Origin of the sequence: Candidatus Manganitrophus noduliformans (assembly GCF_012184425.1) — a bacterium.
GTDB lineage: Bacteria > Nitrospirota > Nitrospiria > SBBL01 > Manganitrophaceae > Manganitrophus > Manganitrophus noduliformans.
Window position 1 is genome coordinate 78,858 of record NZ_VTOW01000006.1, and the last position, 14,597, is coordinate 93,454.

A 14,597-nucleotide genomic window follows, 5' to 3' on the forward strand; every position below is an offset into this window, starting at 1 on the left:
GGACGGAGAAGCCGGCTTGTTCCTGCAAGAGATAGAACAACCATGAATCATTTTGAGACCGCGCGGCGCCGCATGGTCGAAGACCAGCTGATCCCCAGGGGGATCAAGGACGAGCGGGTGCTGGCGGCGATGCGGAAGGTCCCCCGGCATCTCTTCGTCGAGGAGGCGTTTCGCGACCGGGCTTACGGCGACCATGCCCTTCCGATCGGGGAAAGGCAGACGATCTCCCAGCCGTACATGGTGGCGTTGATGTCGGAGGCGCTGGCGCTGAAGGGGACCGAGAAGGTGTTGGAGATCGGGACCGGATCGGGCTATCAGACGGCGGTGCTGGCGGAATTGGCGGCGCGGGTCTGTTCGATCGAACGGATTCAGCTTTTGGTTTCGAAGGCGTGGAAGATGATTGAAGAGCTCGGCTACCGGAACGCTGTCATCCGTCAGGCCGACGGCTCGTTCGGCTGGAAGGACGAGGCCCCGTTCGACGCGATCTTGGTCGCCGCGGGAGCGCCTCAAATTCCGTCGGTCTTAATGGATCAGCTCAAGGTCGGGGGTCGGATGGTCATCCCCATCGGAGAGCGGACGTCGCAAACGCTGAAGAAGATCGTCAAGGAAGAAAAGGGGCCTGTCACCGTCTCGATCACACCCTGTCTTTTTGTTCCGTTCTTGGGGGCGTCCGGTTGGAGCAAGGATGAGGAATCGACGGGAACGGACGCTCATAAATGATACCGTCCGCATCTTGACACCGCAGCCCGCCTGAAATCATACTAGGCCGTTCAGCAGGAATAATCGATGCTAAAAATCAGCAATACTCTTTCCGGCGAAAAAGAGCCGTGGTCCCCGATGATGGACAAAGAGGTCCGCCTTTATGTCTGCGGCGTGACCGTCTACGATCATTGCCACCTCGGCCATGCGCGGTCGGCGATCGTCTTCGACGTGGTTCGAAACTATCTGGAGTACAAGGGGCTCTCGGTGCGCTACGTTAAAAACTTCACCGACGTCGATGACAAGATCATCCGCCGCGCGCAGCAGGAGGGGAAGGAGTGGAAGGAGATTGCTGAAAAGTATATCGCCTCCTACGAAGAGGACATGGCCCGGCTGGGGGTGCGGCCCCCCACGTCGGCGCCGAAGGCGACCGAATACATCCCCGAAATGATCGGGCTGATCGAGACATTGATTTCGAAAGGGATCGCTTATCCGGTAGAGGGGGATGTCTATTATGAGGTGGCGAAGTTCCCCTCGTACGGAAAGCTTTCCAAGCAGAAGCTCGACGAGATGGTTTCGGGCGCGCGGGTGGAGGTCGACGAGCGAAAGAAAAGCCCGCTCGACTTCGCCCTCTGGAAGTCGTCGAAGCCGGGGGAGCCGGCCTGGGAGAGCCCCTGGGGGATGGGGAGACCGGGGTGGCATATCGAGTGCTCGGCGATGTCGATGAAGCTGTTGGGGGAGACCCTCGATCTGCACGGCGGCGGCAAGGATTTGATCTTCCCGCATCATGAAAACGAAATCGCCCAATCGGAAGCGGCGACCGGAAAAGAATTCGTCCGCTCCTGGGTCCATCACGGCTTTGTGACCGTCGATCAGGAGAAGATGTCGAAGTCTCTCGGCAATTTCTTTACGGTGAAAGAGATTTTCGAGAAGTTGCGCCCGGTTTATCGAAAAGACGAGGTCATTGCCGAGGTGATCCGCTTTTATCTCCTCTCGACGCATTATCGATCACCGCTTGATTTCTCCGATCAGAGTCTCAAGACGGCGAAAAGCGGTCTTGCTCGCTTTTATGAACTCTTTAGAAATTTGGAGGAGACGGGGGGATCTTCAACATCAGCGAAAAAAGACGCAACCGGGTGGGAGCGGTATCGAGAAGCGTTTGAAGCGGCAATGGACGATGATTTCAATACGGCCCGCGCGATCGGTGTGCTCCAGGAATTTCGTTCCGAGATCAATGTTCAGATGTCAAAAGCCAGCCAGACCTCTGTTCTACCGGCGAGAGATCTTCTGAGAGATCTCGGCGGGGTCCTGGGGATTTTCCGAGTTCCGCCGTCGATGTGGCCCTTCCACACATTAGAAGCGGAACCGGGTAGATACGATATTGCGGGTGTGAACGCCTCGCTTCAAGTCTCGATTGATGACAATACGGTTCAGTCCTTCGTCCGCGAGCGGGAGGAGGCGCGCCGGAAGAAAGATTGGAAGAAGTCGGATGAGATCCGGGATCGGCTGGCCCAAGCGGGGATTGTCCTCGAAGACCGGCCGGACGGGACAACGCGGGTGAAGCGATGAGAAGAGAGAAACCTCCCAGAGATCCAAAACCAAGGGAGCCGCGGCCTTCGGTCTCCGTCGAAGAGGCGGTGATCTACGGGATCAATCCGGTCCTGGAGGCGCTCCGGGCGAGGCGGCTGAACAAGGTTTTCCTTGCGCCGGGACGCGGCGGCCAGGAGGTCGACGAGATCCGGTCCAATGCCCGGCAGCAGCGGGCGACGGTCCAGACGGTTCCCCGCGACGTGCTCGATCGAATGGCCAAGACCGCCAAACATCAAGGGGTGGTCGGCCTCCTCTCGGCCCAAAGTTATACCGAGCTTGATGAGATTCTGCAAGGAATTCGACGGCGCGGGGAAATTCCTTTTCTCCTGGTCCTCGATGAGGTCGAGGACCCGCGCAACTTGGGGGCGATCATCCGGACCGCCGATGCGGTCGGCGTCCATGGGGTCATCATCCCGGAGCGGCGCGCGGCCGGGTTGACCGGCGTGGTCTCGAAAGCGTCGGCCGGCGCGGTGGTCCATGTCCCGGTGGCGCGGGTGGTGAATATCTCGGCGACCATCGACCGGCTGAAGAAAGAAAATATCTGGACCGTCGGTATCGAGGCGGGGGCGCAGACTTCCTATTTGGATTATGATTTTGCCGATCCGGTCGCCGTCGTCGTCGGAGCGGAAGGAAAAGGGGTCCATCAAAAAGTGCTCGAGCACTGCGATCAGGTCGTCTCGCTGCCGATGCGGGGGAAGGTTTCTTCGCTCAACGTCTCGGTCGCCGTCGGCGTGGTCGCGTATGAGGTTTTAAGGCAACGCAACGAAAGATTAAAGAAAGGAGAAAATTAATGGAGGTATCACGCGACACCCATCTGAAATTGGCGTTCCTGCTCTGGGCACTCGTCGGCACCGGTCTGCTGATCGCCGGGGGAATTTTTCTTTTCGGCGGACGAACGATGAGCGAGCTCGACCCGGCCAGGGGGACGCCCGGAATCGCCGAAGGAATCGGGTTGCTGATCGCGCTCATCATCGGATTCGCGAAGGGGAACTTTGTTCTCCCGAAGATTGCCAAAAAGAACATCGCCCGAATCGAGCAGCTTCCCGAGAAGAGCCCCTTCTACATGACCTTCAGCGTAAAAAGCTGGCTGTTGATTCTCGTTATGATTTTGATCGGCCGGACCATCCGTTTTTTCGGAGCCCCGGCGCTGGTCATCGGCGTCATCTACGCGGCGGTCGGTTTCGCTTTGGCGTTGGGGAGTCGGAGCTACCTGGTCGCGCCGTCGGTCGGCACAATGGAAAAGAAGATCCCTTCGTAATCGAGGGGCCTTCTTCATAAAAAGGAGAAGAGAAATGCCTGCATCCGAATCCGAATTTAAAGGAAACCCAATGCTGGTCTTGAGCCAGGGACCTGATGATAAGTTTCCGTTTCAGTTTGGCTTGAAGAAAGCGAAGCTGATTTTGGAGAATCTCGACGAGATCAAGAAATTCGTCGAAAAACATTCCAACAAAACCTAGCGATCATCCTTACCGATCGAAGGTCTCTTTTCCGGCACCGGCCGGGCCCGCCATCCTCGATGCGGACCGGTCGGCGTTTGTGCATTCCGGCCATGATTTCGCCTGATCGATCCTCCCTCCGCAGAGGCATTCCCGACCACCCCTCGATTCTAAGGGACATCCCCTTTTGGAATAATACAGGCTAAGCTGCTTGCGGAATTGAAGCCGCATGCTACACTTACTTTCCAAGAGTTGCGGTTCTGTCCGAAATAGGCTGAGGATGGTTTCTCAGGCGAGGAGTCTACAATGACCGGAAGCATGCGGTGTTCCAAATGCGGATTGACCCAGCTGGCCCGATCGGCCTGCAAAGCGTGCGGCGCGCCGATCGCGGGGATCGTTTCCGATCTTCCAATCGAGCCGCGGCCTGCCGTCCCTCATCCGATCAAAAGGGAAGAGGCGCCGAAATCCGAGGCGACCGAGACCGATGTCAACGCGGGGGGGACAGGCCTCGTCCACCCTCTCTCCTTCCATGGAACAGGAGGGGCGCTCTTTGCCATCCGGATCATCAACATGTTTCTGACCCTGGTGACCCTCGGCATTTATCACTTCTGGGGAAAGGTCCGCGTCCGCAACTACCTTTGGGGGCAGATGGCGTTCAACGGAGACCGATTTGCCTATCACGGCACCGGGAAAGAGCTCTTCATCGGATTCCTCAAGTCGGCCCTGGTATTCGGTCTCCTCTATGCCCTTTTCCAGGCGGTTCCTTTTGTCCCCGGGGGACTCACCGCCCAAATCGGCGTTCTCCTTCTTGCGTATGGCCTCTTATTGACCTTCATTCCCCTTGCCATGGTCGGGGCGCGCCGGTATCGCTTGAGCCGGACCTCCTGGCGGGGGATCCGGTTTTCGTTTCGCGGAGAGGCCGCCCCGTTCATCAAGCTTTTCATCGGGGGAACCCTCCTCAGCCTCGTGACGTTGGGACTCTACTATCCGATTTTTATGGTCGATCAATATCGATTCATGGCGACGCACACCTACTTCGGAAGCAAGAAATGGGAATTCAACGGGCGAGGGGGCGATCTTTGGGGAAGTTTTGCGGCCGCTGTTTTTCTATCGATCTTGACCCTCGGTCTTTACTGGTTTTGGTTTCTTGCTAAAAAGCAGCGATATTTGTGGGAGCAGACCACCTTCGGCGCGGCCCGCTTCCGGGCTTCCATGACCGGCGGGGGATTGCTCCTTCTGAATCTCGGAAATATTTTTCTTCTCCTGATGACCTTGGGCCTTGCCTGGCCATGGGTGGTCGTCCGAAATATTCGCTACACCCTCTCTCACCTCACAATGGAAGGCCCGCTCGATCTGGCGTCGGTTCAGCAGGAGAGCCAGAGCGCCTCGGCCACCGGGGAGGGGCTGGGCGGGCTTCTCAATCTCGATTCCGATTTCGGTGCCGCTTGAACCCTTCCCCTTTGCCGATGGAGTGGCGCGGTTACTACCTCGACGGTCAAACCGCCCATCGGCAAACGGCAATCATTCTCCTCACCGGCAGCGGTCTGAAGGTGACGACCGAGCGGGAGAAGACGTTCTTCTGGCCTTATCGCGAGATTCGCCAGACGCAGGGCTTCTACCCGGGCGAGCAGATCCGGTTGGAATGGGGCGGGCCCGACCCGCAGATCCTTCTCATCTCGGAAGAAGGATTCTTGAATGCGCTTCACCGTTTGGCCCCCGATCAGGCGGCCCACTTCAACGACCCCACCCGGCGGAAGCGGCGTCTGAAACTCGCTTTCCTTGCCGCCCTTTTTACAGTCGTCTTTTCACTCACCTTTTATTTTTGGGGCATTCCCGCCCTCGCTTCGATGCTCACCCCGCATGTTCCCTTCTCCTGGGAGGAGCGGATGGGGGAGGCGATCGTCGACCAATGGGTCCCGCCGGAGAGCCGATGCAGAGGAGAGAGCCAATCGGCCCTCATCGAGGATCTTGTTAAAAAGTTGACCGGCTCTCTTCCGGATGCGCCGTACCGCTTTCGGGTCATCGTCGTCGATCATCCGCTGGTCAATGCTTTTGCCGTGCCGGGCGGGACCACGGTGATCTTTCGAGGGCTGCTGGAGCGGATGCAGACGGCGGAGGAGCTCGCCGCCGTCCTCGCGCATGAGTTGCAGCACAATCTTCGGCGCCACGCCACGCGATCGATTCTGCAGGACACGTCGATGGGGCTGCTCCTTTCGGCCCTGACCGGAGATTCAACGGGAGGGATTGCATTCGGACTCCAGAGCGCGAAGACATTGGGGCTGATGCACTACAGCCGGCAGAATGAAGAAGAGGCCGATCGGGAGGGAATGCGGATGCTCATTGACGCGGGGATCGACCCGAAGGGAATGATTACCTTCTTCGAGATGATCAAAAAAGAAGGGATGGAAATGCCGGCCGCTTTGAAGTACCTCTCTTCCCATCCGCTGACGGAGGAGCGGATCGAACGGCTGAAAAGTCTGGCGAAAGAAGCCCAAGGCCCGTTCGTCCATCTCCTTCCGGACGACCGATGGGAAGAGCTCCTCCACATTTGCCAATCGCAGGCCGGGCAGCCGTCTATCGAATGAATGACACTCAAACGCTTGACAACGATTTTCGAAACAGATAAGATTTCCAGCCTATGCGGGAGTAGCGCAGTGGTAGCGTAGGAGCTTCCCAAGCTCTTGGTCGCGGGTTCGAATCCCGTCTCCCGCTCCAATTTGTCATAAATTTTGTAATCGGTTCACACGGGGTTTGGTGTCTCCCCGCGACCACTGCGGGTTCGACGGCGCACCGAACTTGCGGTGGAACCGCAAGTTCGGAACAAAGATAGAGCGAAGCTTCCAAACGACGCGCTCCCCGTTTTGTGGGGAGCCATCCCGTCTCCCGTTCCAACGATATCGGCCGGGGCCCTTTTTAAAGGTCCCGGTTTTTTTATGTTTATGATAAGGACCAAAACGGAATGAAATGGTGCGACGGAAACCCTCGCTTTGAATTCCTCCCCGAAGATCGGCCCACCCGCGTTTATCTCCTCCGCCACGGGGAGGTAACGACCTTCGAGCGAAGGACCTTCAACGGCCAAACCGATGTCGGGCTCACTCCGCGAGGGCTTTTGCAGCTCGAAGAGGTCGCGGCGCGCCTTGCCTCCTGTCCGATCCGAGCGGTTTATACGAGTGACCTTCAGCGAAGTGTCCGAGGAGGAGAGGCGATTGCAAAAGCATGCGGTGCTTCCCTCTTCCAGATGTCTGAGTTACGAGAGAAGAACTTCGGCCTCTGGGAGGGACTCAACGCAGAGGAGATCTCAAACCGAGACCCGGAGGGATGGTCCGCCTGGTTGACGAATCCGGCCGACAGCCGCCCGGGAGGGGAAGAGTCGTATCGCGAGGTTGGAGAGCGGGCATTGGCGGCCTTTGAGATCATTTTAAGGAAGCATGCGGGGGAAGAGGTGGCGGTCGTCGCGCATGGCGGGGTCAACAAGGTTCTTCTCGCCGACGCGCTTGGACAGTCCCCGACGGCCCTTTTCCGGATCGAGCAAAAATATGCCGCGTTGAACATCATCGATTACTTCAAAAACAGAGCTGTCGTGAAACTGATCAACGGCTGATTGACAATCGGGTCGCGGGTAGGATAAAAAGGAACGATTTCTAAAACAAGAGGGAGCGGAGGTTATGGGGATGAAAATGAAGGTACCGAAAGACATTCTCTTGGAGAGTCAACTTTCCGGCTTGGGAACACCGAAGCGGGGGAAGGTGCGCGATATTTATGATCTGGGAGACGCGTTCCTCTTTGTTGCGTCCGACCGGATCTCCGCTTTCGATGTCGTCCTTCCGGAGGGAATTCCCGGAAAAGGTTATGTCCTCACACAGCTCTCTCTGCATTGGTTCGACCTCTTCGCGAAAATGGACGATTCGGTCCCGAACCATGTGATCACCGCCGATTTTGACCGCTTCCCTGAAAAGTGCCGTCCTTATCGGGAGGTTCTGGAAGGGCGGAGCATGCTGGTTCGGAAGGCCGAGCCGCTTCCGGTCGAATGCATCGTCCGAGGGTATCTTTCCGGCTCCGGCTGGAAGGAATATCAAAAGACAGGGACCGTTTGCGGCGAGAAGTTGCCGGCGGGCCTGGTTGAATCGGCCCGTCTTCCGGAGCCGATCTTTACCCCTTCGACCAAGGCGCCGATGGGAACCCACGATATCAACATCTCCTTCGAAGAGATGAAGTCGACGGTCGGGGTCTCCCTCGCGGAAGAAGTCCGCGCGGCCAGCCTGAACATTTATAAAAAGGCGGCGGCGCATGCCGAAAAGCGGGGGATCATTATTGCCGATACCAAAATGGAGTTCGGTCTCGATCCGAAGACGAAACGCCCCCTTTTGATCGACGAACTCCTCACCCCCGACTCTTCCCGTTTCTGGCCGATGGACACCTACGCCCCCGGCAAGGGGCAGCCGAGCTTTGACAAACAGTATGTCCGCGACTATCTCCTCTCGGTCAATTGGAACGGCACTCCCCCTCCGCCTCATCTCCCCGCCTCGGTGGTGGAGCAGACGAGCCGGAAATATTTTGAAGCCCTCGAACGTTTGTCAAAGTAAGGGTGGCAAAGTAAGGGCCGTCCGCTGGGATCGGGAGTATATTGATTGACGAACCGGCGGTAGAGTGTTATAATCCGTTCCACGTCACTTTTTTGGGTCCGCGTATATCCACACAAACCCCAAAGCTTTTTGGGGTTTTTTTTTGAGAGGGAATCGACAGAAGCATGAAGGCCGAAATCCAGAACAAGTTGAGAGAAGATATTCGAAACATTGCGATTATCGCGCACGTCGACCATGGAAAGACGACCTTGGTGGATAAGATGCTCCGGCAGGGAGGGGCCTTCAAATCCCATGAAGGGGTCGTCGAGCGGGTCATGGACTCCAACGACCTGGAACGGGAGCGCGGCATCACGATTTTGGCCAAGAATACGTCGGTTCACTATAAGCAGTTCAAGATCAACATCGTCGATACCCCGGGCCACGCCGATTTCTCGGGAGAGGTGGAGCGGACCCTCAACATGGTGAATGGGGTTCTTCTGCTGGTGGACGCGTTTGAAGGGGCAATGCCCCAGACCAAGTTTGTTCTCAGAAAGGCGCTGGAGCTCAACCTCCGCCCCATCGTCGTCATCAACAAAATCGACCGGGCCGACGCCCGACCGAAGGAAGTGGTCGATCAGGTGATCGATCTTTTCCTTGAATTGGAGGCGAATGACGACCAACTCGACTTTCCGATCGTTTACGCCTCGGCCAAAGCGGGCTTCGCCAAGCTGAACCTGGAGGACTCCTCCACCGATCTCTCGCCCCTCTTTGACACGATTATCTCAAGGGTCGGTCCTCCTGCCGGAGATGAGACGGCGTCGTTGCAGATGCTGGTGACCTCTCTCGATTATGATAATTTTGTCGGCCGGATCGCGTTGGGGCGGATCTTTCGCGGGAAAATTCGCGTCGGAGAGACCCTTGCCCTCGTTCAGGGAGAGGGAGCGAATATCAAGGGAAAGGTCACGCGAATTATCGGATATGAGGGGCTGAAAAAGGTGGAGTTGGCCGAAGCGGCCGCGGGTGAGATCATCGGCGTCGCCGGCTTTGAAGAGGCGCAGATCGGCGCCACCTTGGCCGATCCGAATGCGCCGGAGGCGCTGCCGACGATCTCCATCGGCGAGCCGACCATTTCGATGAATTTCATGGTGAACACCTCTCCGTTCGCCGGGAAAGAGGGGAAGTTCGTCACGAGCCGGAACCTTCGGGAGCGGCTTTATCGAGAGCTCCGGTCAAACGTCGCCCTCCGAATCGAAGACACGGGCAACACCGATGTTTTCAAGGTGTCGGGACGGGGAGAACTCCATCTTTCGATTCTCATTGAGACGATGCGCCGGGAAGGTTATGAGTTCGCCGTTTCGAGGCCGACCGTCATTTTAAAAGAGATCGACGGAAAAACCTATGAGCCGATCGAGCGTCTGATGCTCGATATCGAAGAGGCCTATATCGGAACGGTGATGGAGGGGCTCGGCCGGCGGCGGGGAGAGATGGTCAACATGGGAAACACGCTCGGCGGGCACGTTCGTCTCGAATTCGAGGTCCCCTCCAGAGGATTGATCGGTTACCGATCCGAATTTTTAACCGCCACCCGCGGCACGGGGATCATGAACTACACCTTTTCCTCTTTCCAACCGCACAAGGGAGAGATCACCTCTCGAACAAAGGGGGCGCTGATTTCGATGGAAACCGGCGAGGCGATCCTCTTTTCGCTCCATCATATTCAAGAACGAGGCGTTCTTTTCGTCTCTCCCGGAGAGAAGATTTATGAGGGAATGGTGATCGGCGAGCATTCCCGGGCAAACGACCTGGTTGTGAATGCCTCTAAAAAGAAACACCTTACCAATTTCCGCTCTTCCACTGCAGAGGACGCCCTTGTATTGACTCAGCCGAGAAAAATGAGCCTCGAAGAGGCGATTGCCTTTCTTGCGGACGATGAACTTCTGGAAATCACCCCTCAGACAATCCGATTGCGGAAAAAATACCTAAGCGAGCTCGACCGGAAGCGTCTGGCCAAAAAATAGGGTTTGCCTCTTTGCCTGGGCAGACCTTTGATTCTGGATGGAAAAAGGTGTTTTGGCAGCGATTTTTGATTTGACAAGCGTTCTTCCGCTGTTATATTATGAAAAATATTTTAAAGGTATCCCACTCATTCAATCAGTGATCGAGCCTTCGGTCATTCACCTGAGAAAATAAGGAGTTGTAATGAAGCAGACGCAAGAGCCCGCCTATCGTGTTCTTACTGGTCCGGAGGGGCTTCTCCCCCCTGCCGCTGCGATCATGGGGATTCATCTTCCGGAAGATGGAGAGGGTTTGGTCGAAGGAAGGATCGTCCCTGAAGAAAAGGCGATGGAGGCCGCGGCGATTGCCATGCTGACGCGGAAAAACCCGACGCTCTTCCCGGGACCGCTGATGCTGTGGGGATGGAATGAACATACCATCGAGAAGTCAGCTCCTTTTTTTGAAGTGGCGCGGGAAATCCCCGGCGTTCGCATTATCCCTATGCCCGATTATCGTCCGATCTATCCGAAGATCGATCCGGAAGCGGTGATCAATCCATGCCATCCCAATCTCACCATCTGGCATAATAAAATCGAAGCATGCGTTTTCATCGGTGTCCACTGCCATTTCGCGAATATCACCCTCAAGATGATCCGTGCGGGAACGAATTGCTACACCATCGCCCTCTGCGCCGAAGCGGGCCATGAAGATGCGATGGCCTCCGTCCCCCAGTTCACGGCTGAAAAGCTGAAGAATTTTGCCGAGACGCTGAAACGGGTGAAGAAGAACGGGATCAAGCCGCTGTACGAGGGCCAGGGAATCATCCCCTCCGGATGGGCCCAAATTGCGGGGCTGACCGGGGTCGAGGCGGTGAAGCCTGAAGAGGAGATGGTCGAGGCCGGTTTCGCGCACGATTTGGAAAAAGGGTTGGACGAGAACGAAGAATAACCCGCTGGTTGAATTTTTATTTTGATATTGACCCCCAAGAGATTTTTTGGGGAGCCCTCAATAAGGAGGTCACCGAATAATGAGCGAAGGACTCGGAGAAGAGGTTAAAACAAACCCACAGGGAGACGTCATCACGGCGGCCCCGGCCCCCACGAAAGAGGCGAAGAAGGGAGCGGCGGCGCAGAGAGTCGTCGATCCCGATTATCTGTTTTTGCAAGCTCCCCGCGAGAAAACGTTTATTACGGGGAGCGAGGCGGCGAAAGAGGCGATCCGGCGCGCGAATGTCGACGTGGCGATTTCCTATCCGATCACTCCTCAGAGCGAAACGATGCAGCAGGTCGGTTATCTCTACGCCGAAGGGTACGTCAAAGATTATTATCGCGGCGAGGAAGAATATGGCGTGATGTCGGCGATCGCCGGGGCCTCCCGCTCCGGAGTGCGTTGTCTCTCCGCAACCGCCGGACCGGGCCTAATGAGAGGTCTTGAGGTGATCTCCTCCTGGCCGGGCGGACGTCTCCCGGCCGTTCTTCTGATTATGTGCCGGGTGATCAACGCCCCGCTGGCGATTCAGCCTGACAATGTCGAGCTCTCCTACATGCTCAATACCGGCTGCCTTCTCTTCCATGCCGAGAACCAGCAGGATTTTTATGATTATGCGCTTGCGGCGTTTATGATCGGCGAGAAGCCGGAGGTCACCCTTCCCGTCGCGGTGGCGGTGGATGGTTTCTTCGTCACGCATGCGCGCGGATGGGTGTCGCTTCCAGCGGCGGATATCAAGCTTCCTCCCCGGGATTGTTATCATGAAGCGGTGCCGATGATGGATAACGAAAATCCGCCAATCCGCATTTCGCGCGACGCGCCGATTCAGAAATCGAACTTTATCTCCTATCAGATGCATGCTTCCTGGCAGCAGGAGATCTGGGCGGCGCAGGAGCGTTCTCGCAAGTGGATCGAGCGATGGCTGGGAGGATTGGTCGAGGTGGTCAATCCGAAAGCGAAGATCATGATCGTCGCCTCGGGCGCCGCCGTTTCGCAGTCCCGCGAAGCGGTCCGGCAGGCGGCCGAGCAGGGGATTGAAGTCGGTTTGGTGAAGATCAAATCAGTCCGTCCTTTCCCGGCCGAAGAGGTTAGGGCGGCGCTCGATCATGCTGAAAAGATTCTTGTTCCAGAGTTCAACTATGTCGGCTGGCTCGCCAAAGAAGTGAAGTCGACCATCCGAGGAAGCGAGCGGGTGATCTCCGGGCCGAGGGTCTTCGGCGGGATGTCGATGCCGACGGAGTTGATCTTGGAATACATTATGGGTACTCCAAACAGACGGTAAAAAGGAGGTTCTCTCATGGCTTTAGAAACAATTCGCGTCTCTCCCGGTTTCCAGAAATTTTTACCGAAGGAATATCAGGATCTCGTCGAGAACGGTCCTTTTACGAAGGAGAGAAAGGTCTCGGAGCTCGGGTCATTCAAGGAAATTCTCGAAGAACATCCGATGTGCGCCGGCTGCGCGATGACCCTCTTCATCCGGGTGACCCTTCTTGCGTTGCCGAGCGTCGAGAATTCGGTCATTATCGGGACCGCCGGCTGCGGGCGGTTGGCGTTGAGCCAGGCGGCGATTCCATTCGTCTACGGAAACTACGGAGACACCAATGCGGTCGCCAGCGGATTGAAGCGCGGTCTCTCGGTTCGCTTCAAAGACAAGCCGAAAGATGTGATCGTGATGGCGGGAGACGGCGGATTGGCCGACATCGGTTTCTCTGCGGTGATGCACTCCTGGTTCCGGAAAGAGAAGTTCACCACCATCATGCTCGATAACGAAGTCTACGGAAATACCGGCGGACAAGAGAGCGGGATGACCCAAAAGGGGATGGTTCTGAAAATGGCCCCGAACGGGAAAAAATTCGAAAAGATGGATATGATCGGTCTTGCGAAGACCTCCGGCGTGGCCTACATCGCCCGAATCGCCCCGACCAATCCGACCCGCGTGGCGAACACCGTCCGGAAGGCGGTTTTGATCGCGCGTGAGGTCGGCCCGACCTACATCCAGGCCTATACCTCCTGCAACATCGAATATGCGATCCCGACGCCGAAGGTGATGGATGACGCCCGGGAAGTCGAAAAAGATCGTTATGGTTTTATGGAATACATGACCGACGACGCCAAAGCCTATTGGGAAAAGTCAGAGGCCGATCGCCGGAAACTGAAAGCGCCTCAGACAAAATAGGACAACGGCGAGTAGACGATAAGAGGAGGTTGAGCATGGCGGCAATCGATACGGGAGTAAAGCGATTTAACATCCGAATGGCTGGCATCGGAGGTCAGGGGGTGGTTACCGCCTCCCATATCTTGAGCAACGGGGTGATCATCGGAAAAGGGGAGAGCACGCTGGTTCCCTTCTTCGGGTCCGAGAAACGGATGGCGCCGGTCGAAAGCTACGTCCGAATCGCGTCGGGGAAGATTTATGAAATCGGGGAGATCATTTATCCCAACATCATCATGATTTTCCATCCTCAGGTCATTACCCATGGCAAATCCTATACGATGCCGTTTTATTGGGGGCTGAAGAAAGACGGGGTCGTGTTGATCAACAGCGACGCTCCCGTTCCGATGATTCCGGATCAGGTTCGGGAGCTGGAGGAAAACAACGCGAAGATCTGCTACATTCCCGCGACGAAGATCGCCAACGAGGTCGGCGGGACCGACCTGGCGACCAACATGGCCATGTGCGGCGCCATCGCAGGGATTATTCAGATGCCCGATTTGAAATCATTGGAGCAGTCGGTGAAAGAGCGTTTTCTCGGGAAAGGATTCGTCGTCTCGGGGGGAACCGCTTCGCTGGACAATGTGATCGAAAAGAAGTTCGCCAAAAAAGCGGAACTGGTGGCGAAGAATTTCGCGGTGGTACAGGCGGCCCATGAGTACGCGATCGAACAGGGGTGGAATCAGTGGCAGAAAGATCGGGTCACCGCCTCGGACAAGCTGCAAAAAGCGGGTGTGAATTAATCAACATTTGGAGGTGATGGATGTATTCAGTCGCGGATATTGATGTAGACATTTGCGGTGCAACGAAATGCCGGCTTTGCACCCAGTTTTGTCCGGAGTCCAATACGATTTTATACGATTCGGTCCGGGCAACGGCTTACGTCGCGGTAGACCGATGCAAAGGATGCGAGATTTGCGTCGGTGTTTGCGATGATTTGGCGAAGCATCACGCGATTAAGATGGTCCCGATTACCGAATTAAAGAACGGATTCGAAATCCGGAATGTCGGATTCAAAGACACCCTCGTTACAACGAAATAGTCTCTACGGCATTCACCATTCACATCGATGGGCTGATCTGATACAATCAGGTCGGCCCATTTTATTTTAAGTTG

The 14,597-nt window shown here is 56.4% G+C and carries 15 protein-coding genes and 1 tRNA gene; all 16 read left to right on the forward strand.

Going from position 1 to position 14,597, the window contains the following annotated elements; all coding sequences use genetic code 11:
- Positions 1-42: 42 nt before the first annotated feature.
- Positions 43-720: a protein-L-isoaspartate(D-aspartate) O-methyltransferase gene (locus tag MNODULE_RS21900; protein ID WP_168063326.1), complete on the forward strand. Its 678-nt coding sequence runs from the start codon at positions 43-45 to the stop codon at positions 718-720.
- Between the two features lie 66 nt (positions 721-786).
- On the forward strand, positions 787-2,268 hold the full coding sequence (cysS, locus tag MNODULE_RS21905) for a cysteine--tRNA ligase (protein WP_168063327.1): 1,482 nt from the start codon (positions 787-789) through the stop codon (positions 2,266-2,268).
- Positions 2,265-3,080: a 23S rRNA (guanosine(2251)-2'-O)-methyltransferase RlmB gene (gene rlmB, locus MNODULE_RS21910; protein ID WP_168063328.1), complete on the forward strand. Its 816-nt coding sequence runs from the start codon at positions 2,265-2,267 to the stop codon at positions 3,078-3,080. Before cysS ends, rlmB begins: the two co-directional genes overlap by 4 nt.
- Complete coding sequence (locus tag MNODULE_RS21915; protein ID WP_168063329.1) at positions 3,080-3,547, forward strand: hypothetical protein; 468 nt, start codon at positions 3,080-3,082, stop codon at positions 3,545-3,547. The genes rlmB and MNODULE_RS21915 overlap by 1 nt, the downstream gene beginning before the upstream one ends.
- 34 nt (positions 3,548-3,581) lie before the next feature.
- Positions 3,582-3,746, forward strand: coding sequence for a hypothetical protein (locus MNODULE_RS21920; RefSeq protein ID WP_168063330.1), 165 nt, complete (start codon positions 3,582-3,584; stop codon positions 3,744-3,746).
- Positions 3,747-4,031: 285 nt separating this feature from the next.
- Positions 4,032-5,174, forward strand: coding sequence for a YjgN family protein (locus tag MNODULE_RS21925; RefSeq protein WP_168063331.1), 1,143 nt, complete (start codon positions 4,032-4,034; stop codon positions 5,172-5,174).
- A complete protein-coding gene (locus MNODULE_RS21930; RefSeq protein ID WP_168063332.1) occupies positions 5,171-6,310 on the forward strand; it encodes a M48 family metallopeptidase in 1,140 nt (379 codons plus the stop codon). Before MNODULE_RS21925 ends, MNODULE_RS21930 begins: the two co-directional genes overlap by 4 nt.
- Before the next feature lie 55 nt (positions 6,311-6,365).
- Positions 6,366-6,440 (forward strand) — tRNA-Gly (locus tag MNODULE_RS21935).
- A gap of 244 nt (positions 6,441-6,684) precedes the next feature.
- The gene (locus MNODULE_RS21940; protein ID WP_168063333.1) at positions 6,685-7,326 is read left to right on the forward strand and encodes a histidine phosphatase family protein; all 642 of its coding nucleotides are present in this window, start codon (positions 6,685-6,687) and stop codon (positions 7,324-7,326) included.
- Positions 7,327-7,402: 76 nt separating this feature from the next.
- On the forward strand, positions 7,403-8,308 hold the full coding sequence (locus tag MNODULE_RS21945) for a phosphoribosylaminoimidazolesuccinocarboxamide synthase (protein ID WP_168063364.1): 906 nt from the start codon (positions 7,403-7,405) through the stop codon (positions 8,306-8,308).
- Between the two features lie 164 nt (positions 8,309-8,472).
- On the forward strand, positions 8,473-10,305 hold the full coding sequence (gene typA, locus MNODULE_RS21950) for a translational GTPase TypA (protein WP_168063334.1): 1,833 nt from the start codon (positions 8,473-8,475) through the stop codon (positions 10,303-10,305).
- Positions 10,306-10,486: 181 nt separating this feature from the next.
- On the forward strand, positions 10,487-11,230 hold the full coding sequence (locus MNODULE_RS21955; protein ID WP_168063335.1) for a carbon monoxide dehydrogenase beta subunit family protein: 744 nt from the start codon (positions 10,487-10,489) through the stop codon (positions 11,228-11,230).
- A 79-nt stretch (positions 11,231-11,309) separates the two neighbouring features.
- Entirely contained in the window at positions 11,310-12,551 is a 1,242-nt protein-coding gene (locus MNODULE_RS21960) for a transketolase C-terminal domain-containing protein (protein WP_168063336.1), read from the forward strand.
- Positions 12,552-12,566: 15 nt separating this feature from the next.
- Positions 12,567-13,445, forward strand: a complete 879-nt coding sequence (locus MNODULE_RS21965) for a thiamine pyrophosphate-dependent enzyme (RefSeq protein WP_168063337.1) — start codon at positions 12,567-12,569, stop codon at positions 13,443-13,445.
- Positions 13,446-13,480: 35 nt separating this feature from the next.
- Positions 13,481-14,224 carry a 2-oxoacid:acceptor oxidoreductase family protein gene (locus tag MNODULE_RS21970; RefSeq protein ID WP_168063338.1) on the forward strand — a complete coding sequence of 248 codons (744 nt, stop codon included), beginning with the start codon at positions 13,481-13,483 and terminating at the stop codon, positions 14,222-14,224.
- A gap of 20 nt (positions 14,225-14,244) precedes the next feature.
- Complete coding sequence (locus tag MNODULE_RS25545) at positions 14,245-14,523, forward strand: 4Fe-4S dicluster domain-containing protein (protein WP_168063339.1); 279 nt, start codon at positions 14,245-14,247, stop codon at positions 14,521-14,523.
- The last annotated feature ends 74 nt before the right edge of the window (positions 14,524-14,597 follow it).